At 60.2% G+C, this 22,001-nt stretch carries 15 protein-coding genes, 2 tRNA genes and 3 pseudogenes; 5 read left to right on the forward strand and 15 right to left on the reverse strand.

Features of this window, described 5'->3' with window-relative positions:
- Window positions 1–1,579: potassium transporter Kup (locus JFT80_RS21175; protein WP_201149210.1), on the forward strand; the 1,579-nt coding region annotated here is incomplete at its 5' end.
- An 86-nt stretch (window positions 1,580–1,665) separates the two neighbouring features.
- Here the strand turns inward: JFT80_RS21175 and JFT80_RS21180 are convergent.
- The 4 genes and pseudogenes from JFT80_RS21180 to JFT80_RS21195 all read right to left on the reverse strand — a co-directional run bounded on the left by JFT80_RS21180 (window position 1,666) and on the right by JFT80_RS21195 (window position 6,263).
- On the reverse strand, window positions 1,666–2,961 hold the full coding sequence (locus tag JFT80_RS21180) for a virulence factor family protein (RefSeq protein WP_201149211.1): 1,296 nt from the start codon (window positions 2,959–2,961) through the stop codon (window positions 1,666–1,668).
- Window positions 2,961–5,601: pseudogene (gene mprF / locus JFT80_RS21185) on the reverse strand (bifunctional lysylphosphatidylglycerol flippase/synthetase MprF). The gene JFT80_RS21180 and the pseudogene mprF overlap by 1 nt, the downstream one beginning before the upstream one ends.
- A 277-nt stretch (window positions 5,602–5,878) precedes the next feature.
- Window positions 5,879–5,955 (reverse strand) — tRNA-Met (locus JFT80_RS21190).
- Between the two features lie 231 nt (window positions 5,956–6,186).
- Window positions 6,187–6,263: transfer RNA gene (locus tag JFT80_RS21195), tRNA-Met, on the reverse strand.
- A gap of 280 nt (window positions 6,264–6,543) precedes the next feature.
- On the opposite strand from JFT80_RS21195, the gene dinB reads away from it, so the two are divergent.
- A complete protein-coding gene (gene dinB / locus JFT80_RS21200; protein ID WP_201149212.1) occupies window positions 6,544–7,605 on the forward strand; it encodes a DNA polymerase IV in 1,062 nt (353 codons plus the stop codon).
- Between the two features lie 93 nt (window positions 7,606–7,698).
- Here dinB and JFT80_RS21205 read toward each other — a convergent pair whose 3' ends face one another.
- The 4 genes and pseudogenes from JFT80_RS21205 to JFT80_RS21220 all read right to left on the reverse strand — a co-directional run bounded on the left by JFT80_RS21205 (window position 7,699) and on the right by JFT80_RS21220 (window position 12,488).
- Window positions 7,699–8,658, reverse strand: a complete 960-nt coding sequence (locus JFT80_RS21205; protein WP_201149214.1) for a hypothetical protein — start codon at window positions 8,656–8,658, stop codon at window positions 7,699–7,701.
- Window positions 8,659–8,675: 17 nt separating this feature from the next.
- Window positions 8,676–10,391: a proline--tRNA ligase gene (locus JFT80_RS21210; RefSeq protein WP_201149216.1), complete on the reverse strand. Its 1,716-nt coding sequence runs from the start codon at window positions 10,389–10,391 to the stop codon at window positions 8,676–8,678.
- Window positions 10,392–10,551: 160 nt separating this feature from the next.
- A pseudogene (locus JFT80_RS21215) lies at window positions 10,552–12,091 on the reverse strand (AmpG family muropeptide MFS transporter).
- A 43-nt stretch (window positions 12,092–12,134) separates the two neighbouring features.
- Window positions 12,135–12,488: an MGMT family protein gene (locus JFT80_RS21220; RefSeq protein ID WP_201149220.1), complete on the reverse strand. Its 354-nt coding sequence runs from the start codon at window positions 12,486–12,488 to the stop codon at window positions 12,135–12,137.
- Between the two features lie 164 nt (window positions 12,489–12,652).
- Between JFT80_RS21220 and JFT80_RS21225 the strand changes: the two are divergent.
- Window positions 12,653–13,661 (forward strand): annotated as a pseudogene (locus tag JFT80_RS21225) (DUF481 domain-containing protein).
- A 192-nt stretch (window positions 13,662–13,853) separates the two neighbouring features.
- Here the strand turns inward: JFT80_RS21225 and JFT80_RS21230 are convergent.
- Window positions 13,854–14,063: a cold-shock protein gene (locus tag JFT80_RS21230; RefSeq protein ID WP_002554837.1), complete on the reverse strand. Its 210-nt coding sequence runs from the start codon at window positions 14,061–14,063 to the stop codon at window positions 13,854–13,856.
- 356 nt (window positions 14,064–14,419) lie between these two features.
- Here JFT80_RS21230 and dcd point away from each other — a divergent pair, with 356 nt between their 5' ends.
- Both dcd and JFT80_RS21240 read left to right on the forward strand, forming a co-directional pair.
- Window positions 14,420–14,986: a dCTP deaminase gene (dcd, locus tag JFT80_RS21235; RefSeq protein WP_201149222.1), complete on the forward strand. Its 567-nt coding sequence runs from the start codon at window positions 14,420–14,422 to the stop codon at window positions 14,984–14,986.
- Between the two features lie 105 nt (window positions 14,987–15,091).
- Window positions 15,092–15,301 carry a hypothetical protein gene (locus JFT80_RS21240; RefSeq protein ID WP_129390065.1) on the forward strand — a complete coding sequence of 70 codons (210 nt, stop codon included), beginning with the start codon at window positions 15,092–15,094 and terminating at the stop codon, window positions 15,299–15,301.
- Between the two features lie 34 nt (window positions 15,302–15,335).
- On the opposite strand, the gene pdeM is transcribed toward JFT80_RS21240, so the two are convergent.
- The 6 genes from pdeM to JFT80_RS21270 all read right to left on the reverse strand — a co-directional run bounded on the left by pdeM (window position 15,336) and on the right by JFT80_RS21270 (window position 21,986).
- A complete protein-coding gene (pdeM, locus tag JFT80_RS21245) occupies window positions 15,336–15,989 on the reverse strand; it encodes a ligase-associated DNA damage response endonuclease PdeM (protein ID WP_201149224.1) in 654 nt (217 codons plus the stop codon).
- Window positions 15,989–18,475, reverse strand: coding sequence for a ligase-associated DNA damage response DEXH box helicase (locus JFT80_RS21250; protein ID WP_201149226.1), 2,487 nt, complete (start codon window positions 18,473–18,475; stop codon window positions 15,989–15,991). Before JFT80_RS21250 ends, pdeM begins: the two co-directional genes overlap by 1 nt.
- 166 nt (window positions 18,476–18,641) lie before the next feature.
- Window positions 18,642–19,406, reverse strand: a complete 765-nt coding sequence (locus JFT80_RS21255; RefSeq protein WP_201149229.1) for an ABC transporter ATP-binding protein — start codon at window positions 19,404–19,406, stop codon at window positions 18,642–18,644.
- Between the two features lie 13 nt (window positions 19,407–19,419).
- Complete coding sequence (locus JFT80_RS21260) at window positions 19,420–20,538, reverse strand: succinylglutamate desuccinylase/aspartoacylase family protein (RefSeq protein WP_201149231.1); 1,119 nt, start codon at window positions 20,536–20,538, stop codon at window positions 19,420–19,422.
- Window positions 20,539–20,550: 12 nt separating this feature from the next.
- Window positions 20,551–21,261 carry an ABC transporter permease gene (locus JFT80_RS21265; protein WP_201149233.1) on the reverse strand — a complete coding sequence of 237 codons (711 nt, stop codon included), beginning with the start codon at window positions 21,259–21,261 and terminating at the stop codon, window positions 20,551–20,553.
- Window positions 21,258–21,986, reverse strand: coding sequence for an ABC transporter permease (locus tag JFT80_RS21270; protein ID WP_201149235.1), 729 nt, complete (start codon window positions 21,984–21,986; stop codon window positions 21,258–21,260). The genes JFT80_RS21265 and JFT80_RS21270 overlap by 4 nt, the downstream gene beginning before the upstream one ends.
- Between the last annotated feature and the right edge of the window lie 15 nt (window positions 21,987–22,001).

Raw genomic sequence — 22,001 nt, forward strand, 5'->3', positions numbered from 1 at the left:
GTTGCGCAGCCTGTTGGTGGTCTGTGGCCTGATCGGCGCGGCGCTGTTCTACGGCGACAGCATGATCACCCCGGCGATTTCCGTTCTCTCGGCAATTGAAGGCCTGGGCCTGGCATTTGATGGCATCGACCATTGGGTGGTGCCGTTGTCGCTGGTGGTGCTGGTCGGGTTATTTCTGATCCAGAAGCACGGTACAGCGCGGATCGGCATCCTCTTCGGCCCCATCATGGTGACCTGGTTCCTGGTACTCGGCGCCCTGGGTGTCCACGGCATCTTGCAACACCCCGAAGTGCTGCAGGCAATGAACCCGGTGTGGGGCGTGCGCTTCTTTATCGTGCATCCAGGCATGGGCGTGGCGATTCTAGGCGCTGTGGTGCTGGCGCTGACCGGTGCCGAAGCGCTGTATGCCGACATGGGCCACTTCGGCCGCAAGCCGATTGCCCGCGCGTGGTTCATCCTGGTGCTGCCGGCGTTGGTACTCAACTACTTCGGTCAGGGCGCCTTGCTCCTGGAAAACCCGGAAGCAGCACGTAACCCGTTCTATCTGTTGGCGCCAAGCTGGGCGTTGATTCCGCTGGTAGGCCTGTCGACGCTGGCCACCGTGATCGCTTCGCAAGCGGTGATCTCAGGTGCGTTCTCCCTGACCCGTCAGGCGATCCAGCTCGGTTACATCCCGCGCATGTACATCCAGCACACCTCCAGCGCTGAACAGGGTCAGATCTACATTGGCGCGGTGAACTGGTCGCTGATGGTCGGCGTTGTCTTGCTGGTGCTGGGCTTCGAATCCTCTGGCGCATTGGCCTCGGCCTACGGTGTGGCGGTGACTGGCACGATGCTGATGACCACCATTCTGGTGTCGGCCGTCATGCTGCTGCTGTGGAAATGGCCACCGATCCTCGCGGTGCCGGTGTTGATTGGTTTCCTGCTGGTGGACGGTCTGTACTTCGCCGCCAACGTGCCGAAAATCGTGCAGGGCGGCGCCTTCCCGGTGATCGCCGGTATTGCACTGTTTGTGTTGATGACCACCTGGAAGCGCGGCAAGCAACTGCTGGTCGAGCGTCTGGACGAAGGCGCGCTGCCGCTGCCGATCTTCATCAGCAGCATCCGCGTGCAGCCGCCGCATCGTGTGCAGGGCACCGCCGTGTTCCTCACTGCGCGCTCCGACGCCGTACCGCATGCGCTGTTGCACAACCTGTTGCATAACCAGGTACTGCACGAACAAGTCGTGCTGCTGACCGTGGTTTACGAAGACATCCCGCGTGTGCCGCCATCTCGGCGTTTCGAAGTGGATTCCTACGGCGATGGCTTCTTCCGAGTGATCCTCCACTTCGGCTTCGCCGACGAGCCCGACGTGCCGCAGGCGCTGAAGCTGTGTCATCTGGACGATCTGGATTTCAGCCCGATGCGCACCACGTACTTCCTCAGCCGCGAAACGGTGATCGCCTCGAAACTGGAGGGGATGGCGCGTTGGCGTGAAGCGTTGTTTGCGTTCATGTTGAAGAATGCCAATGGCAATTTGCGGTTCTTTAATTTGCCGTTGAACCGGGTGATTGAGTTGGGGACGCAGGTCGAGATGTAAGGGGCTGACAAGAATACTGTGGGATGGGGTGCAAATAAAAAGCCCCCGCTACTGTGAAGTGGCGGGGGCTTTTTGTGGGGAGAGGATTACTCCTCAGTCACCTTGTCCTTGCTCTGGCGCTTCTCGATCACGTCCACCAGCTGCTGAGCCAGTTTCGGATAGTTCTCGTCAAAGTGATGCCCGCCCGGCAATTTCAGCGCCTCACCCACGGCCGTCTTGTCGGTGCAGCCGCTTTCATCGGCCTCCTCTTCACCGTAGATGCAGACCACTTTCTGCGCTGGCAACCTAGCCATCTCCGGGCCCGTGGCGGCTTCCTTGCCGGCGTTGCCCAGCCACCCCTCGACTTCGATCTCGAAGCTACCGGTGCGGGCGAAGGCCAGCAGGATGATTGCGTCGACGCGTTGCTGCTCGGCGGACTCCAGGCGGTTGTAGATCGCAGGCAGCACATCGGCGCCAAATGAGTAGCCGGTCAGGATGAAGCGCTTGGTGCCCCATTTCTGCCGGTAGTGCTGCATCAGTTCGGTCAGGTCCAGTGCGCTTTGCTCCGGGCTCTTGTGCTGCCAGTAGTAGCGCAAGGTGTCGATGCCGACCACCGGATAGCCGATCTTGGCCATCTCACCCGCTACATCGCGGTCGAGGTCGCGCCAGCCGCCGTCACCGGAGAGGAACAGGGTGACGGTGTCGTTGGCCTGTCCTGCCGGCACTTCAACGACCGGTATCTGCAGGCCGCCGGCGGCCTTGTCGCCGCCGACCAGGATCTTGCGAAGCTCGTTGTTCAGGACTTGCGGCAGGTTGATGTCGTAGTCGCTGATGCTGGTTTCGGCGTTCGGTTGATCGCGCACGAAGCCGGCGCTGGTGTCGTCCGGGTTATCGTTCCAGGCTGCCAGCCAGCGACCGTGCGCTGCGCTTTTCGGCAGCAGGTGCGTGCAGCCACCCTTTTCCAGAGCGAGGTCAACGGAGACGGCTTGGGCCTTGTCGTCTTTCTGTTCCGACAACCAGCGCCAGGCCAGCACGGCACCAGGACCGATGCCGCTGACCAATGTGGCCGGGCCATTCAGTTCACGCAGGCCCGATTGCAGGGCGCGGCTTTGCAGCAGGCAGTCCTTCGGCAGAATCACCTGGACGATTTGCGCCGAGGCGCTGCGGCTCAGGGTGGTCAGTTGCTTTTCACTGAGTTTCTGGTCGTCATTAACCGCGATCAGCACTTGGGCCTTGGCCTTGGTGCCGGGAATGACGCGGGTCATGGCCGCACCATCGGCCGGGTTGAGCTGTTCGACGGTCGGTTCCGGTGCCGGGCGTTTCAGGTACCAGTAACCGCCGCCGGCAATCACGGCCAGCACGATCAGTGCGGCCAGGATGTACTTCAGGGAGCGTTGAATCATCAGCGTTTCACCAATCCAGTCAAGCCGCCCGCGATCAGGGCAGCAGTGTCGGCCAGCGCCACCAGCGGATCGAGTCCGGCGGGCACGGCCATATAACGGGGTTCCCAGTCAGGCTGGAACTTGTCTTTGAAGCGGCGCAAGCCTTGGAAGTTGTACAGCTGCTCACCACGGCGGAAAACCATCGAACCCAGGCGCTGGGTCAGCGGTGCACCACGCCGGGGTTGCAACCCCGACAGCGGCACCATGCCCAGGCTGAAACGCGCGTATCCATGACTTTTATAATGTTGAATCAGGCCGATCATCATGAATTCCATGGTCAGCTTTGGAGCGTCCGGGTGCGCGCGCATCAGGTCGAGGCTGGCCAGGTCGTGGCTGTAAGTCTCGAGCAGGTTGGCGAACGCCACCGGGCGGCCCTCGAAGCGAATCACCGCGATGCGGAAATGCTTCAGGTAATCGTCGCTGAAACGGCCGAGGGAGAAGCCTTTCTCGCGCACATTCTTGCCGGTCAGCCACGCATCGGAAATCACTCTTAGCTCATCCATCGGCGCCTGGCCCGGCTCGTGGATCTCCAGCGACAGACCGTCGCGGGAGCCACGGTTCCAGGTGTAGCGCAGATCCTTCATCTCTTTGCCCTTGGCTTCCAGGTCAAAGCGCTGCAGATCGACCCGGGCTTCCTCGCCGAGCTTGATCGCGGTCAGGCCGATGTCCATGTAGTACGGCAGGTTCTCCGCGCGCACCTGGTAGAACACCGGGCGGGCGTGGTGAATATCGCAGAGGTCGCGGAACTGCCAGATCATCTCGGCGCGTTGCTGGCCGGGGCCGATCGGGTCGTACAGCGCCACCAGGCTGCGGCCACGGCGCGCGTACATCAGAAACGCTTCATCGTTCTGGTGAAACAGCAGCGCCTTGTCACCGGTCAGCGCCAGGCCGCCGTCGGGTTGCGACGAAGCCATCAGAATCTTTGCCGCACGATCGAGTTCATCAGGCGTCGGCAAGTGAATGACCGGGCGCGCGGTGCGCAGCAGCCATGTCAGCGCGATCACCAGCAACAGCACGGCAGCGCCGAGCAGCGAACGCAGGCCACGTGGCGCGTCTGCATCAAGGGTGAACTGCCACCAGAGTTGATGGCTGTAAGGCACATCCTGGTAGGCAAACAGCAGCAGCCAGATGGATGCTCCCAGCACGCACAGGCTCGACACCAGGTACAGCGGCGAGAAGGGCAGTTCGGTCAAGCGACTCGGGCGATAGAACGAGCGACGGAACACACCGAGCAAGGCTGGCGGTCAGGATCAACAGGCAGGCTTCTTCCCAGTCGAAGCCTTTGAGCAGCGAGAGCAGGGCGCCAACCAACAGCAGAATGGTGGTCAGCATCCACGCCGCCGACAGGCGTCGGCGCAGGCCCTGAGCGAGCATCAGGCAGAGCACGCCGATCAGGCTCGCGCCAAAGTGCGAAGCGTCGACCAGACGATGCGGGATCAGAAAACCGATGTGTTCCAGGCGGGTGTCGATTTCCGGGGTCGCACCGGAGAACAGCAGCACCACGCCGGACAAGAACACCAGCACCGCCAGAATCGGCGCTGCGAGACCAGACGCTGCGCGCATGGTCTGGGTCTGGAACAGGCGCTGACCTTCGTTGATCAGCAGGAATACGCAGGCCACCAACAACGGCAACACCACATAGATCAGGCGATACAGCAGCAGCGCAGCGGCGAGAGGCGCGGCACCGAGCTTGTCGGCGAAAGCGGCCAGCAGGATCGCTTCGAACACACCGACGCCACCGGGTACGTGGCTGAGTACGCCGGCAGCCAATGCCAGCAGGTACACCAACAGGAAGGCGCCGAAGGGTGGCGCTTCTGGCAACAGCAGGTACAGCACGGTAGCGGCTGCGGCCACATCCAGTGCGGTGATGATCAACTGCAGGAACGTCAGACGTCGACCCGGCAGGCGCAGGGTGCGGCGACCGACCCTGACCAGCAGGTTGTCGCGCAACGGCTGTTCCGGCAGGCGCCGACGATAGATGCCGATAGCCAGCACTGCGCCAAGCAACAGCACGACCGCGGCGACTGTGCCGAGCAGGCCTTCGGACAAACCCAGTGCCTGAGAGGCAGCAGGCAAGTCACTCAGTGTCGCCAGCGCTGCCAGCGGCGGCAGGGCACAACCCAGCGACAGACTGGCAAACAAGGTCATGTGCGCGACTTCTGACGCCCCCAGACCCAGCCGCGCATATAAACGGTAGCGCACCGAACCGCCGGACAACAGCGAAAGGCCGATGGCGTTACCAATCGCAAACGCGGTAAAGCCGCCGAGGGCCAGCGTACGCGGTGGCAATGTCACACCGGCATAGCGACTGGCTGACCATTCGTAGCCCAGCAGAATAATGAAGCCGACCACGGTCGCGCCGAACGCGCCGAGCAGGGCGGGTTTCGGCACGTCGAGGATCGAGTCGTGCAGCGCATCGAGATCGAGCTCGGCAAGCAGATGACGACAGGCAATCAGCGCAATGGCGAACAACAGCAGCGTGACCGCCAGACCAATGGGTTGACGGTACTTGCTCAACCGATCCAGCAAGCGCAAACGCTCGGGTTTGATCGGATGTTCCGCTGTGACGGTGTCTTGTGAATCAGACGAGTTGGCGCGCATCAATCACCTCTTGGATTGTGCGCGACAGGATGGGGGTATCCAGCCAAGTTACCAATCCCTGTAGAAAAAAATAATCACAAATATTAATGCCACTCACCCTCAACGGGTGACGGCACGCCATGGGCCGGTGCGGTAAACGCCTCGGACCAGCATAGACCGAACTCAAGGCTGGAGTGATACCCATCGGCCTGCCACATGGTGACAGATCATTGTTGCGAAAGGACTTTTTCGACAGATACAAAAAAGGCCACTCTTTCGAGTAGCCTTTTTTGATGTTTGGTTGCGGGAGCCGGATTTGAACCGACGACCTTCGGGTTATGAGCCCGACGAGCTACCAGACTGCTCCATCCCGCGTCTGTGTGGCGGCATTCTACAGGCGAACGGCAAGGTGTCAACCGCTAATCCTGAAACAAGCCAAATAAGCGTAAAACAGCGATGGGCGGGGGCGATGCTGCGCTAAGTTTCGGAATCAGAACGATTTCTGTTTTTTGCGCAGCCTGAGTGCGCCGACTCATTTATCTTCGTTGGATGCAAAAAAGACGCGCACAAAAAAGGCCACTCTTTCGAGTAGCCTTTTTTGATGTTTGGTTGCGGGAGCCGGATTTGAACCGACGACCTTCGGGTTATGAGCCCGACGAGCTACCAGACTGCTCCATCCCGCGTCTGTGTGTCGGCATTCTACAGAGGAACGCCGGGGTGTCAACCCGCAATCTGGATAAAATCTGTTGAGGTTCAATCGGTTAGCGCATTTTATCGGGTGTTTCTATAGCTGCAGGGCAGGCGGGGCAAGGCTTTCAGCTCTATTGGCTGGCGTTTTCCGATTGATAAAATAAATCCAAAGGACTTTTCCTACCGCTCAGAAAGAACATTCAGACCACTGGTGCTATATACAGGTGTCAGTGAGATACTGCCGATCCGGCTCGCCACGTTTCCTTTTCTGACATGACTCAGCGAAAAATCATCCACATCGACTGCGATTGTTTTTACGCCGCCATCGAGATGCGCGATGACCCGCGTCTGGCCGGCAAGCCACTCGCGGTGGGTGGTTCGGCAGATCGACGCGGCGTGATTGCTACCTGCAATTACGAGGCGCGGGCTTACGGCGTACGCTCGGCGATGGCTTCGGGACATGCCTTGAAGCTGTGCCCCGACCTGACCATCGTCAAGCCGCGCATGGATGCCTATCGCGAGGCCTCGAAAGAAATTCACACGATCTTTGCAGATTACACCGACCTGATCGAGCCCTTGTCGCTCGACGAGGCTTATCTGGACGTGTCTGACAGTGCGCATTTCGGCGGCAGCGCCACACGCATTGCTCAGGACATCCGTCGCCGAGTCTCCAATCAGTTGCATATCACTGTGTCTGCGGGCGTGGCGCCGAGCAAGTTTCTGGCGAAGATCGCCAGTGACTGGAAGAAGCCCAATGGTTTGTTTGTGATTACACCGGATCAGGTCGAGGACTTTGTCAGTGGCTTGCCGGTAAGCAAATTGCACGGGGTCGGCAAGGTGACTGCGGACAAGCTGGGGCGACTTGGGATTGTCGATTGCTCGCATTTACGTGAGTGGGACAAGTTGGCGCTGGTCCGCGAATTCGGCAGTTTTGGTGAGCGATTGTGGACCCTGGCCCGTGGGATCGATGATCGCCTGGTGCACAACGACAGTCGGCGTCAGTCGATCAGCGTGGAAAACACCTACGACGTCGATCTGCCTGATCTGCGCAGTTGCCTGGATAAGTTGCCGGAACTGTTGGAGACCCTGAAAACGCGCATGGCACGGATCGACAGCAGTTATCGACCGGGCAAGCCGTTCGTCAAAGTGAAGTTTCATGACTTTACCCAGACGACGCTGGAGCAGGCCGGGGCAGGGCGGGATCTGGGGAGTTATCAGCTGCTGCTGACCCAGGCGTTCAATCGCGGCGGCAAGCCGGTACGGTTGTTGGGGGTCGGGGTGCGGCTTGAGGATTTGCGGGGTGGGTTTGAGCAGATGGAGTTGTTTGAGCGGTAGTTTTTCAAGTCAAGATCGCAGCCTTCGGCAGCTCCTGCAGGAAGCGCGCCGCCCTGGTAGGAGCTGCCGAAGGCTGCGATCTTTGAAGAGACTTTAATTCGAATTCGGCCCCGGATCCGCCACCAGCCGCCCGGCATCCTTGGTCAAGGACTTGAGGAATTCGGTCTGTAGCTCCGGATCATTGCGAGTCAGTTCGATCAGGCTCTGTTCCAGTTCAGTGGCTTCTTCCTCCAGCCCCAGCTCCGACAGGCGCTTGACCCGGTGCACCCACTGGCTTACTTCGTCGTCTTCGAGGTCGTCGTAGATCAGCCCGTGAGCTTCGAGCAGTTTGCCGCGCAGTGAACTGCTGACGGCCAGGGACGTATTGACGTGTACCTCGTCCTGGCCGTCCGCGACGCTGATCAGCAAGCGGGTCAGATGATTGATGTCATGTTCAGCGAACGGGCTGTCCAGCAGGTTCAGGCGTAGCACGCCATTCTTGTCGGTAGTCAGCTCGAACGTCTCCTTGCCGGCCTTGACCTGCACCGGGCGCTCGCTCCATGGCAGGCTCGAGTACTCGGTGCGCTTGTCGAGCTGGACCTCGTCGATACCCGCCAGGTTCTGCTGAGCGCGACCATGGGATTGCACGTTCATGAACGGATTGAGCCCGGCGAAACCGTAGCTCAGCCAGTCCTGGGTCACGCTGTCCGGCAGATTGCCCAGGGCGAACACATTGACCACGTTCGCGCCGACGCCGGCCACCACAGCCACGGCGCCCAGCGGAATCTCGTAAGCCTCCCGCCAGGGTTGGTAGGGCGTGTAGCGGTCGTAATGGCGAGTGACCTCGAACTCGGTGACTTCGAAGGTCTTCTGCTCGTGGATTTTCACCCGGCGTTGCGGCAGCTCAAGCACCTTGGGCTCGCCGACATCGACCTGCAGGCTATGATCGAGCAATTTGCGCTCGACACGTTCCTCGTGCTCGCTGCGTTGCGACATGTGATTGGCACAGCCGCTGACCAGCAGGGCACCGCACAGGGCGGCACCACCGAGGCCTAAGGTGTTTCGCTTGAACATGACTTCTCTATCTGGTGTCAGCGGCGGATACGGGCCTGCAGGAAGGACAATACGTCGGCCACCGGCAATGCTTGCGCTTCGCCTTCGGTACGGCTCTTGTATTCCAGGTTGCCATCGGCGAGGCCACGGTCGCTGACCACGATCCGGTGAGGAATACCGATCAGCTCCATGTCTGCAAACTTGATGCCCGGGCTGGTTTTCTTGTCGCGGTCGTCCAGCAACACTTCGAAACCGGCCGCCGTCAATTCTGCGTACAGCTTGTCGGTGGCTTCGCGGACCTGTTCGTTATCGTAGCGCAGCGGTACCAGCGCGATCTGGAATGGAGCGAGTGTGTCACTCCAGATGATCCCGTTGGCGTCGTTGTTCTGTTCGATGGCCGCAGCCACCACGCGGGACACGCCAATGCCGTAGCAACCCATTTCCAGGGTCACCGGTTTGCCGTTCTCGCCCAGCACTTCGCACTTCATCGCCTTGCTGTACTTGTTGCCCAGCTGGAAGATGTGCCCGACTTCGATGCCGCGCTTGATTTCCAGCGTGCCTTTGCCGTCCGGGCTTGGGTCGCCGGTGACTACATTACGCAGGTCGGCAACGGTCGGAACCGGCAAGTCGCGTTCCCAGTTCACGCCGAAGTAGTGCTTGTCGTCGATGTTCGCGCCGATGCCAAAGTCGCTCATCAGTTCGACCGAGCGGTCGATGATGATTGGCAGTGGCAGGTTCAGCGGGCCGAGGGAACCGGCGCCAGCGCCAATGGCGTCGCGCAGTTCGGAGTCGGTAGCCATGACCAACGGGCTTGCCACGCCAGGTTGCTGGGCAGCCTTGATCTCGTTGAGTTCGTGGTCACCACGAATCACCAGCGCGATCAGCTTGCCTTCTTCTTCCGCGTGGACGATCAGGGTCTTGATAGTCTTTTCAATCGGCAGATTGAATTTTTCCACCAGGGCGGCAATTGTCTTGGTGTCCGGGGTGTCGACCAGGCGCAGCTCTTCAGTTGGCGCTGGGCGGGAGGTTTCCCGGGGCACGGCTTCGGCTTTTTCGATGTTCGCCGCGTAGTCGGAACCGTTGCTGAAGGCGATATCGTCTTCGCCGGATTCGGCGAGCACGTGGAATTCATGCGAACCCGCGCCACCGATCGAACCGTTGTCGGCTTCAACCGGACGGAATTTCAGGCCCAAACGGGTGAACACGTTGCAGTACGCCTGGTGCATGCGGTCGTAGGTAACCTGCAGCGACGCTTGATCGGCGTGGAACGAGTACGCGTCTTTCATGATGAATTCGCGGCCGCGCATCAAACCGAAGCGTGGACGGATTTCGTCACGGAATTTGGTCTGGATCTGATACAGGTTGATGGGCAGCTGTTTGTAGCTGCTCAACTCGTTGCGCATCAGATCGGTGATCACTTCTTCGTGGGTCGGGCCCGCGCAGAAGTCGCGACCGTGGCGGTCTTTGATGCGCAGCAGTTCAGGGCCGTATTCTTCCCAGCGCCCGGATTCCTGCCACAACTCGGCCGGTTGGGTGCTCGGCATCAACACTTCCAGAGAGCCGGCAGCGTTCATCTCTTCGCGAACGATGGCTTCAACCCTGCGCATAACCCGCAGGCCCATGGGCAGCCAGGTGTACAGGCCCGAGGCGAGTTTGCGGATCATGCCGGCGCGCAGCATCAGCTGGTGGCTGATCACGACCGCATCGGAAGGCGTTTCTTTCTGTGTGGCGAGCAAAAATTGACTGGTGCGCATGGTTGGCCGTTGTCGGTTGCTATGACTGGAAATGACGGAGCAGTGTACCGGCGAGTTTTGCTGACGTACAGGCGTGCGGCCGGCGGTGAGGTGCAACGGCGGGATTCTTCCCGCTCGCAGCGCGAATTTTCCAGCTAAAGAGGTTCTTCGGCCGCAGGTGTCAGGAATCGGGTTCCGGTGTCGGCGTCGGCCCTGCGCGGCGGCTTTCCTGGATACCAGTGCAACGCGATCAGGAGCAGGGTCGGGACGCCGAGCAACGCGGTGATAAGGAAGAAGCTGTGGTAGCCGAACTTCTCGACCATGACACCGGAATAGCCGCCCATAAGGCGCGGCAGCAGGAGCATGATCGAGCTGAGCAGAGCATATTGTGTCGCGGAGAACTTCAAGTTGGTCAGGCTCGACAGATAGGCGACGAACGCCGAGGTCGCCAGGCCGGAACTGAAGTTGTCGAGGGAAATGGTCACCACCAGCATCTTCAGGTTCGGGCCCATGTCGGCGAGCATCACGAATAGAAGATTCGTGGCCGCCGAGGCTGCGCCGCCGATGAACAGAATCGGCAGAATGCCAAAGCGCACGATCAGCAGGCCGCCCATGCCGGCGCCCACGAGGGTCATGATCAGGCCGAAGATTTTGCTGACACTGGCAATCTGATCCTTGGTAAAGCCCTGGTCGATGTAGAACACGTTGGCCATTACGCCCATCACTGTGTCCGACATTCGATAGGTGGCGATCAGGCCCAGCAGCAGCAGCGCCTGCCAGCGGTAGCGCAGGATGAAGTCGTTGACCGGCGTCAGCACCGGTGCCAGGCCGCGGCGACCCATGGCCGACAGGCACATGAAGGTCAGTGTGGTATAGAGAATGGCCCGCAGGAACGCGCGGTCTTCCAGTAGCAGGTCGAGCACGCTGTGGCCTTCGAACAGCACGCTGGCGAAATCGGTGTTGTACAGCTGGGTGAACATGGCAGGCACAGACACCAGCAGCACGATCAGTACGAACACGGAAGCCAGTTGATGTGCGAAGGAGTACCGTCCGGCCTGCAGTTGCGTGCGCAGGGGCACCGGCGGTTCACGCATGAAGAAAGAGGTCAGCAGCGCCGGGATCATCAGGGCGCCGAACAGGATATAGGTGCCGGCCCAGGCTGAATGCTGGTAGTTGAAGCCCGTAGAGCCAAAGCCTTCGGCGAAGAACAGCGCGCCGGCCGTGGCCAGCAATGCGGCAATACGGTAACCCGACATGTAGCTGGCGGCGAGGGCGGCCTGGCGGCTGTCATCGGCGATTTCCAGGCGATAGGCATCGACCGCGATATCTTGCGTTGCGGAGGCGAAGGCGACGACAACGGCGATGGCGATCAGCCAGGACAAATGCTTCTGCGGATCACAGAATCCCATGCCGATCAGGCCAAAAATTACCAGTGTTTGCGAAAGCACCAGCCACGAGCGTCGACGGCCAAGCTTGCCCAGTAACGGCAGGCGCCATTGGTCGAGCAGGGGCGACCAGACCCATTTGAACGCATAAGCGAGGCCGATCAGGCTCGCGTAGCCGATGGTTTCACGGGCTACGCCCGCTTCGCGCAGCCACACGGAAAGCGTTGAAAACACCAGCATGTACGGCAGGCCGGCGGCGAAACCCAGCAACAACAGCACGAGCGTCGAAGGACTGGCATAAGCGGCTAGCGCGGCGCGCCAGGTTTTACGGGGCATGGGCTGAAGTCTGCCTCAAGATTGCGAAAACAAAGCGCGCACTCTAACCGCTGTGCTCTACCGGACGCCAGCCATGGCGCTGAATATCCACACGATTGTTCAGGATGGTTAGGCCTTCAGTGCGCAATCTGGCCCGTTGTTCATCGCCGGAAGGGCTGCCGACCGGGAGGCTGATCCGACCGCCGGCTCCAAGCACCCGGTGCCAGGGCAGTTTGGTATCGCCGGGCAACTGACTCAACGTGCGGCCGACCCAGCGGGCGGCGCGCCCCAATCCGGCGAGTTCTGCCAATTGACCATAGCTGACGACTTTACCCTCGGGCACTTGCGCGAGGGTCGAGTAGAGCGCCGTGCGTCGGATTTGCGCTTCGCTTTCACGGTCGTTGATCGGGTCTGTCACGGGTGCGCCTCCTGAACATCGTCGGATTGAGGCCTTCAGGGTAATCCGTCGTCGTGCAGTTGAGAAATGAACTCAATAGAAATAGTCCGGTCAGTCCTTGTCAGGGTCTTATTCCTACGGATAATGCCGACCTTTTTTCGCAAACTTGAGCCCTCGATTCGCTTATGTTGTCCAGAACCTTGCTGTGCCTTGCTGTTTTCAGTGCGTCCACGCCCCTGCTTGCCGACACCGTGTGGTTAAAGAACGGTGACAAGTTGACCGGCACTATCACCGTGTTCGATGGCGGCAAGCTGTTGATCCAGACCAAATATGCCGGTGCGGTCACGATTGACTGGAAAGAGGTCAAAACCCTGGACAGTGATCAGCACCTGCTGGTCAAGCAGGACGCATACAGCGGTGAAGTGTCCAAGTCGCTGACGGCGGCCGAAGACGGCAAGGTCACCCTGGCCAACGGTGAGGCGCCGAAAACCGTTGAGCTGGCGAGCATTCAGCAGATTCTCAAACCGAAACCGGTGGTCGAGGATCTGGTGTGGAAGGGCAATGTCGATCTGGCGCTGGACTATCAGCGCGCCGAGAAGGACACCGATGATTACGACGTCGGCTTCAAGACCACCGCGCGTCACGGCCGCTGGCGACACACCGCCGAAGGCGAGTACAACCGTGAAGTGCAGGACGACGAAGTCACCACCAACAACTGGCGCGCCGAATATGCCCTCGACCGCTTCCTGACCGACAAGTGGTTCTGGCAGGGCCGTCTGAACTACAAGCGTGATTACGTCGAAGAGTTGTCCCGTCAGCGCGTAGTGGGTACCGGTCCGGGTTATCAGTTCTGGGATGACGAGCTGGGCGCGTTCTCGCTGGGTTCGCTGCTCAACCGCACCGATTACGAGTACAGCGGACGGCGGCAAGGAAAACTTCTACTCGGTCGCGATGAAGTGGGACTACAACCGTTACCTGATCGGCAAGAAGGTTGAGTTCTTCACCAATGGCGAAATCGGCAAACCATTGTCAGGCGTTGCGGATTACGCGCTGGATGCCGAGGTGGGGTTGCGCTACAAGGTGACCGAGTGGGCTTCGCTTAACCTGAAGGCCGAGCGAGATGTCATCAGTGGTACTGATGATGCTGATTTGGAGAAGACCCGGTATACCGCTGGGTTTGGTGTGGCCTGGTAATAAGCGCTTAAGCTCAAGATCAACAGATCGTCCGATCGCGGCCCGAGCCTTCGGCAGCTCCTACAGGATGAATGCAAAACTCTGTAGGAGCTGCCGAAGGCTCGGGCCGCGATCTTTTGCCCTGGCAAAAACACACAGGCACAAAAAAGCCCCGCTTTTAAGGGCGGGGCTCTTTTCTAAAGAAGCTACAAGTTAGATAACTTGTACTTCCTCAGCTTGCATGCCTTTCTGACCGCGGGTAGCGATGAAAGAAACCTGTTGGCCTTCTTTCAGGCTTTTGAAGCCGTCGGATTGGATAGCTTTGAAGTGAACGAACAGGTCGTCACCGGATTGTGGAGTGATGAAGCCGAAGCCTTTTTCATCGTTGAACCACTTAACGGTACCGGTTTGGCGATTAGACATGGTGTAACTCCTTGAACAAAGATAACTGCGACTCAGGAAGAACCCTGGCCGAGACTGAGTGCAAAGAGCAGGAAAAATTCTTGTAGATGGTTGGATCGAAATTCAACATATCGTGTAGAGATTCTCAGTGACACAAGCAGCACAGTGGCGCCACCTTAACCCTTTTTCCGAGACGTGCCAATGCTTCTTGCGAAGGTTTCTCTTATTTCGTGACTGACGGTGCATCAAAATAGACTGAGGGCCCGGAAATTCGGGGGCGCGCTCGGGAGAATTTTATTGCGCACTTTGAACCCGGCGGCGCGCCCGGTAAGATGCCGGACAGAATTTTTCCACCTCGCTATTCAGGACACCCCGCCATGAGCATCAAATCGGACAAGTGGATTCGCCGCATGGCGCAGGAACACGGCATGATCGAGCCTTTCGTCGAGCGCCAGGTACGTGGCAACGACGACAGCCGGGTGATCTCCTACGGTGTGTCGAGCTATGGCTACGATGTGCGTTGCACCAATCATTTCAAGGTGTTCACCAACATCAACTCGTCGATCGTCGATCCGAAAAACTTCGATCCGGGCAGCTTCGTCGACATCCACAGCGACGTTTGCATCATTCCGCCGAACTCCTTCGCACTGGCCAGCACCGTCGAATACTTCCGTATTCCGCGCAACGTATTGACCATCTGCCTGGGCAAAAGCACTTACGCGCGCTGCGGCATCATCGTTAACGTCACCCCGCTCGAGCCAGAGTGGGAAGGTCACGTAACGCTGGAATTTTCCAACACCACCAACCTGCCGGCGAAAATCTACGCCAACGAAGGCGTGGCGCAGATGCTCTTCCTCGAATCCGACGAAGAGTGTGAAGTTTCCTACAAGGATCGTGGCGGCAAGTACCAGGGCCAGCGTGGCGTGACTCTGCCGCGTACCTGATTCTCCATCCGGCGGATGTCGGGAATTCTTTGGCGGGCAGACACTCTATGGGGTGTACTGCCCGGTTCGCGCACAGTGAACCGGGCCACTGCTCAGGAGTGCTCCATGAAGATCGACCCGCATATCACTGCCGAGCTGGCAAGGCTTGAGCCCAATCAGGTTGGCGTATTGGCCTGGTCCCTGTTGGCACAACCATCCTTGAGCATGGCCGGTGGAATTCCCGGTCAGCCTGATCCCGACACCCCCAATGAGCAACCGACCGAGCCAGGCGAGCCCACCTTGCCGGACGAGCCGCCACCGGCGCCAGTCGCCTGATGCTTCGGCCATTGCTGTGTGGGAGCGAGAGCTCCTACACCGGCCATATCTCGTTGTCGCCAATCACGAACAATCTGCAACTGTCATCCCGCGCGACCTGGTACCCGCCGGTAAATGCGCCGAAGGCGGGTAGCAGGCTGACAGCCTCTGCAAGCCTGAAGCACGCCAGGCGCAAGCTTTGTCGCCCGCGACCCTGAAGCCGATACACCGGATGGACGTGACCGGCCAGCACGTGCCGGTCGGGGTGCGGGTCAGGCTCATGTTGCAGCGCAAAGGGCCCGAGCAGCATTGGCTCCGGCACTACGCGAATGTTCAATGAGGTGGGCGGGTCGCCGGCGCGCTTGTCATGATTGCCGCGGATCAATGTCATCGGCAGGTCGATGTGCCGCGCACGCCACTGCGCCAGGGCGCTCAAAGTAGCCGGTGCGTGGGAGCCAGGGCCGTGCAGGAAGTCACCCAGGAAAATGAGTTGCCGACACGCCAGTCGCGCCAGCAGCGCGTCCAGCACACGGATGTTCTGCGTGGTAGTGCCCTGAGGCACGGGCTGACCCAGGCGCCGATACGCGGCAGCCTTGCCAAAGTGCACATCGGCCACCAGCAATGCCTCCTGCGCTGGCCAGTAGATGGCTTTTTCCGGTAACAGCCACAGCTCTTCACCCGCGAGCCGGACGGGGTAGGGTGTACTCATCAGGCTTTCCCTGTCTCTGCAGTCGTTTCCAGGTCGCTGACCATGCGGCGGATGCGGTCGGCAAGTTTTTCCGAGCTCATGCTTTCGCGCATGCGCTCTACCAGCAGTGGAAAGGCCAGCGGTGTAGGACGTTTGATCGGGTGCAGGTCGAGCCTGAGTCGCCCGATTCGCTCAAGTGTCTCTTCAAGGCGCCGTATATCCAGTTCCTCGCGCAACACCTCTTCCCCTGCCTGGGCCAGCAGCAAGTTGTCAGAATCGTATTGCTTGAAGACTTCGAAAAACAGGCCGCTGGAGGCCTGTACCTGCCGGGTACTTTTCGGCGCACCTGGATAACCGGCAAACACCAGGCCGGCGATGCGCGCAATCTCGCGAAAACGGCGCAAGGCCAGCTCGCCCGCATTCAGGCTGGCAAGCACATCAGCCATCAAGCGCTCAGGACTGAGCAGCGCCGGGTCGAGATGCTCAGCCCAGTCCACATGGGTGGCGCTCAGCAACTCCAGCCCGTAATCATTCACCGCAATGGAGAACGTAACTGCCAGGCGTTGACTGACCCGCCACGCCAGCAGGCTGGCCAGACCCAGGTGCACCTGGCGTCCAGCAAAAGGGTAGAGAAACAGGTGCCAGCCCTCGCGGGATTTCAGGGCCTCGGCCAGCAGGCTTTTATCCGTTGGCAGCCCGGACCATTGTTGCTGCACCTCCAGCAACGGTCGCAAGGCCTGCATTTCCGGACCGCTGAACTCGCCCCGTGCCGCAGCGCTGAAGCGAGTGACCACGGCTTCGGCCAATTCGCTGGACAGCGGCATGCGTCCGCCATTCCAGCGCGGCACGGCGGCTTTTTTTACGCTGCTGCGTTTCACGTAGGCCGTCATGTTTTCCACTCGCACCAACTCCAGCAAACGCCCGGCGAAGAGGAAGCCATCACCGGGTTTGAGTCGAGCGATAAAACCTTCCTCTACGCTGCCCAACTGCTTGCCACCGCCGCCCTTGCTCCAGAATTTCAATTGAATACTCGCGTCGCTGACGATGGTGCCAACGCTCATGCGATGGCGCCGCGCGAGGCGCGCGTCCGGAACACGCCAGACGCCGTTTTCGTCCGGTTCTACCCGGCGATAATCCGGATAGGCTGTCAGAGACATCCCGCCATGGCGCACGAAAGCCAGCGCCCAGGCCCAGTCCTCAGGCGTCAGATCGCGATAGGCCCAGGCACCGCGGACTTCTTCGTACAACTCATCAGGTAAAAATCCGCCGCCGAGGGCCATGCTGACCAAGTGCTGCACCAACACATCCAGCGGTTTGTGCGGCGACAGACGGGGTTCAATGCGCCGTTGCTCGACGGCATCGCGGGCGGCTGCCGCTTCGATCAGTTCAAGGCTGTGGGTCGGAACCAGCGTCACCCGCGAGCTGCGTCCCGGTGCGTGTCCCGAACGTCCGGCGCGTTGCATCAAGCGTGCGACACCTTTGGCCGAGCCGATTTGCAGCACGCGTTCGACGGGTAAAAAATCCACCCCCAGATCCAGACTTGAGGTGCAGACCACGGCTTTCAAAAAACCGTCCTTCAAGGCTTTTTCGACCCAGTCGCGGGTGTCGCGGGACAATGAACTGTGATGCAGGGCGATTAATCCGGCCCAATCCGGCCGGGCTTCAAGCAATGCCTGATACCAGATTTCCGACTGCGCTCGGGTATTGGTGAACACCAGGGTGCTGGCGCAGGCGTCCAGCTCGGCAACCACCTGCGGCAGCATCTTCAGACCGATGTGTCCGGCCCAGGGAAAGCGTTCGATGGCGGGAGGGCGCAGTGAATCGACTCGCAGGTCTTTGCCGCTCTGGCCCTGCACGCTAATGCCGCCGCCATGAGGGATCAGCACTTGCTCGGCGTGGGCCTGATTACCCAAGGTGGCGGACACGCCCCAGACCACCAGGTCGGGTTGCCAGCGGCGCAGGCGGGCGAGGGCCAGTTGTAACTGCACTCCGCGCTTGTTACCGAGCAATTCGTGCCATTCATCCACCACAATCATGCGCAAGGTCGACAAGGCGCTTTGCGCGTCGGCCCGGGCCAGCAGCAGAGTGAGGCTTTCCGGGGTGGTGATCAGCGTGGTGGGCAGGCGCCTGCTTTGCCTGGCCCGTTCGCTGCTGCTGGTGTCACCGGTTCGCAGGCCGACGCTCCAGGGTATCTGCAGGTCCTGCAGTGGCCCCTCCAATGCACGCGCGGTGTCCGCCGCCAATGCGCGCATCGGGGTAATCCACAGGACGGTCAAGGGTTCGGCTACAGGTTTGCGCTTGCGCGGGGTTTCGACCGGGGAGAGGGTGCTGGCGTAGCGGTTGAGTGCGCCAAACCAGACGGCGTAGGTTTTGCCGGCGCCGGTACTGGCGTGCAGCAGTCCTGACTGGCCTTGCTTGACGGCGGCCCAGACCTGCTTTTGAAAAGCGAACGGCTTCCAGCCGCGAGCGCTGAACCATTTTTTTGCAAAGTCTGGAGAGGATCCCATGCCGGCTGCTTGCGCCCTGTAGGAGCTGTCGAGTGAAACGAAGCTGCGATCTTTCGAGCTGGCGTTTGCTGAACTAGTTCAAAAGATCGCAGCTTCGTTTCACTCGACAGCTCCTACGCAGGCGCCACCGCAGAAATGATCTGGGGGCCAGGCAATCGAGCTCCCGTTATTTCAGGTTTCCGCTCAGGAACTGCTTCAACCTCTCGCTGCGCGGATTGCCCAATACATCCTCGGGCGCGCCTTCCTCCTCGACCAGACCCTGATGCAGAAACAGCACCTGGTTCGACACCTTGCGCGCGAAACTCATCTCGTGAGTCACCATGATCATCGTGCGGCCCTCTTCGGCCAGGCCCTGGATCACTTTCAGCACTTCGCCGACCAATTCCGGGTCCAGGGCTGAAGTAGGCTCGTCGAACAACATCACCTCCGGCTCCATCGCCAGCGCCCGGGCAATCGCCACGCGTTGTTGCTGACCGCCCGAGAGAAAGGCCGGGTACTGATCGGCCACCCGCGCCGCCAGGCCCACCTTGTCCAGATAACGCCGAGCGCGGTCCTCGGCTTCCTTTTTGTCGCAGCCCAGCACCCGGCGCGGTGCCATCGTGATGTTCTCCAGCACTGTCATGTGGCTCCACAGATTGAAGTGCTGGAACACCATCGCCAGGCGTGTGCGCAGGCGTTGCAGTTCATCGGCGTCGGCGACGTGCATGCCATGGCGGTCGGTGATCATGCGGATGGTTTTGCCGTCGAGGCTCATGGCGCCGTCGTTGGGTTGTTCGAGAAAGTTGATGCAACGCAAAAAGGTGCTTTTGCCCGAGCCGCTGGCGCCGATCAGGCTGATCACGTCGCCGGTCTTGGCCTTGAGCGAAACGCCTTTGAGCACCTGATGGTCGCCATAGCTTTTGTGCAGGCCTTCAACGGTCAGTTTGTACATGGGACAGACATCCTCAAGGCGAAAGTAGGTAGCCGCTGCGATACGCTTCGGCGCCCGCGACGTGGGCGATGACCATGCCGGCCGTGGCCATGCGTCGCAGCGAGCGGGCGTACATCACGCCGGCGCAGATGCAATGAATGGGGGTGACGCGGTCGTTGATCGGGTCGATGATTTCGGCGATTTGCTGCCCGGCCTCCAGGTACTGGCCGGCAACCGCCGTGTACACCAGCAGACCACCGACCGGCGTCGTTACGGGCTCCACCGCGGCCAACGGGGTCGCGGGGTAGGGCAATTCGGGCAATGGCCCCGGCGTGCCGACGATAGCGCCGAAGTGGATCAGATAATCGATCAGTGCCTGGCAGTCGCGGCTGGCCATCGGATGATTGACGTCACCCTGGCCGCGCAATTCGACGGTCACGGAAAAGCTGCCCAGCGGAATCTCAAAGTGTTCGCCGAAGCGTTCCTTCAATTGCCACCACAGCAGGGTGAAGCATTCATCGAACGACTGGCCGCCGGAATCGGTGGCCAACAGGCTTGCTTGAGATTCGATGTAGCGCGCCAGCGGTTCGACCTGTGGCCAGGCTTCGGGCGTGGTGTAAAGGTGCGCAACGGCTTCGAAATCGCAATGCAGGTCCAGCACCATGTCGGCGTCGCAGGCCAGCCGTTGCAGGGTCAGGCGCTGGGATTGCAATTGGGTGCTGGCGGTCTGGCGAGCGAGGGCGTCGCGCAGATGTGTGCGGATCAATTCGAGGTTGTGCTGTGGATTGTCGTTCAGCTTGCCCTCGATGGCGTTGCCGATTTCTTCGCTGAGGTCGACGAACCAGCGGTTAAAGTTCTGCCCGCTCTCCAGTTCGTAGCGGCCCAGCGGCACGTCCATCAGCACTTGTTCGAGGCCGACCGGGTTGGCCACTGGCACCAGCACGATTTCGCTGCGCAGGCGCCCGGCGGCTTCCAGCTCCGCCAGACGCTGCTTGAGGTGCCAGGCGACGAGCATGCCGGGCAGTTCATCGGCGTGCAGTGACGACTGGATGTAGATTTTGCCTTTGGCCTGCTCCGGGCCGAAGTGGAAGCTGTGAATCTGTCGTGCTGTCCCCGGCAGTGGGGCCAGCAGCTCATGGATCTGGTGGCGCATTGCAAAGGTGTCCTAGTGAGTCGGGCCGAGGAAGGCCAGCCATCGGCGTTCGGCGAGGCGGAACAGGCCGACCAGCGCAAAGGTAATGGTCAGGTAGATCAGTGCGGCGATACCGAACGACTGAAACGTCAGGAAGGTCGCCGAGTTGGCGTCCCGGGCGACTTTCAGGATATCGGGGATGGTCGCGGTGAAGGCCACGGTGGTCGAGTGCAGCATGAGGATCACTTCGTTGCTGTAATACGGCAACGAGCGGCGCAGTGCCGACGGCATGATCACGTAGGCATACAGCTTCCAGCCGGTCAGGCCATAGGCCTTGGCAGCTTCGACTTCACCGTGGTTCATGCTGCGAATCGCCCCGGCGAAAATCTCCGTGGTGTAGGCGCAGGTGTTCAGGGCAAAAGCCAGGATCGTGCAGTTCATCGCATCGCGAAAGAAACTGTCGAGGATCGGCTGCGCACGCACGGCGGCGAGGCTGTAAATCCCGGTGTAGCAGATCAGCAATTGGATATACAACGGCGTGCCACGGAACAGGTACGTATAAAACTGCACCGGCCAGCGAATGTAGAAGTGCGGCGAGACGCGAGCGATCGACAACGGAATCGACACAAGGAAACCGATGAAGATCGATGCGCTGAGCAGCCACATCGTCATCGCCAGTCCGGTAATGTTTTGCCCGTCGGTATAAAGGAAGGCTTTCCAGTATTCCTGTAGAAGTTCGATCATCGTACGGCCTCCCGGGCACCGGCGGCGTAGCGGCGTTCGAGGCGGCGCAGGATGAAGTTCGAGGCACTGGTGATCAACAGATAGATCAACGCGGCGAGGACCAGGAAATAGAACAGTTGGTAGGTACTCTTACCGGCGTCCTGTGCGGCCTTGACCAGGTCGGCGAGGCCGATGATCGACACCAGTGCGGTGGCCTTGAGCATTACCATCCAGTTGTTGCCGATGCCTGGCAGGGCAAAGCGCATCATTTGCGGGAACACCACGATACGAAAGCGTTGGCCGCGATTGAGCCCGTAGGCGGTGGCGGCTTCGACCTGGCCCCGGGGCACTGCGAGGATCGCGCCACGGAAGGTCTCGGTGAAGTACGCGCCATAAATGAAGCCCAGGGTAATGACCCCGGCACTGAACGGGTTGATTTCAATGTATTCCCATTCCATGTAATCGGTGAATGTCGTCAGCCAGGTTTGCAGGCTGTAGAAGATCAACAGCATCAGCACCAGATCCGGCACCCCGCGAATCAACGTGGTGTAGAGCTGGGCGGGCAGGCGCACCAGTTTGACTTTTGACAGCTTGGCGCTGGCGCCGATAAGGCCGAGCAACACGGCCACCAGCAGCGACAACGCCGATAATTTGATGGTCATCCAGGTACCTTCCAACAGCAAAGGGCCGAAACCCTTGAGGCTGAAGGCGGAGAGCCCCAGATTTTGTAAGAGGTTTTCGAACATAAATCAGCAACCTGA

Source organism: Pseudomonas sp. TH10 (genome assembly GCF_016651255.1).
Lineage (GTDB): Bacteria > Pseudomonadota > Gammaproteobacteria > Pseudomonadales > Pseudomonadaceae > Aquipseudomonas.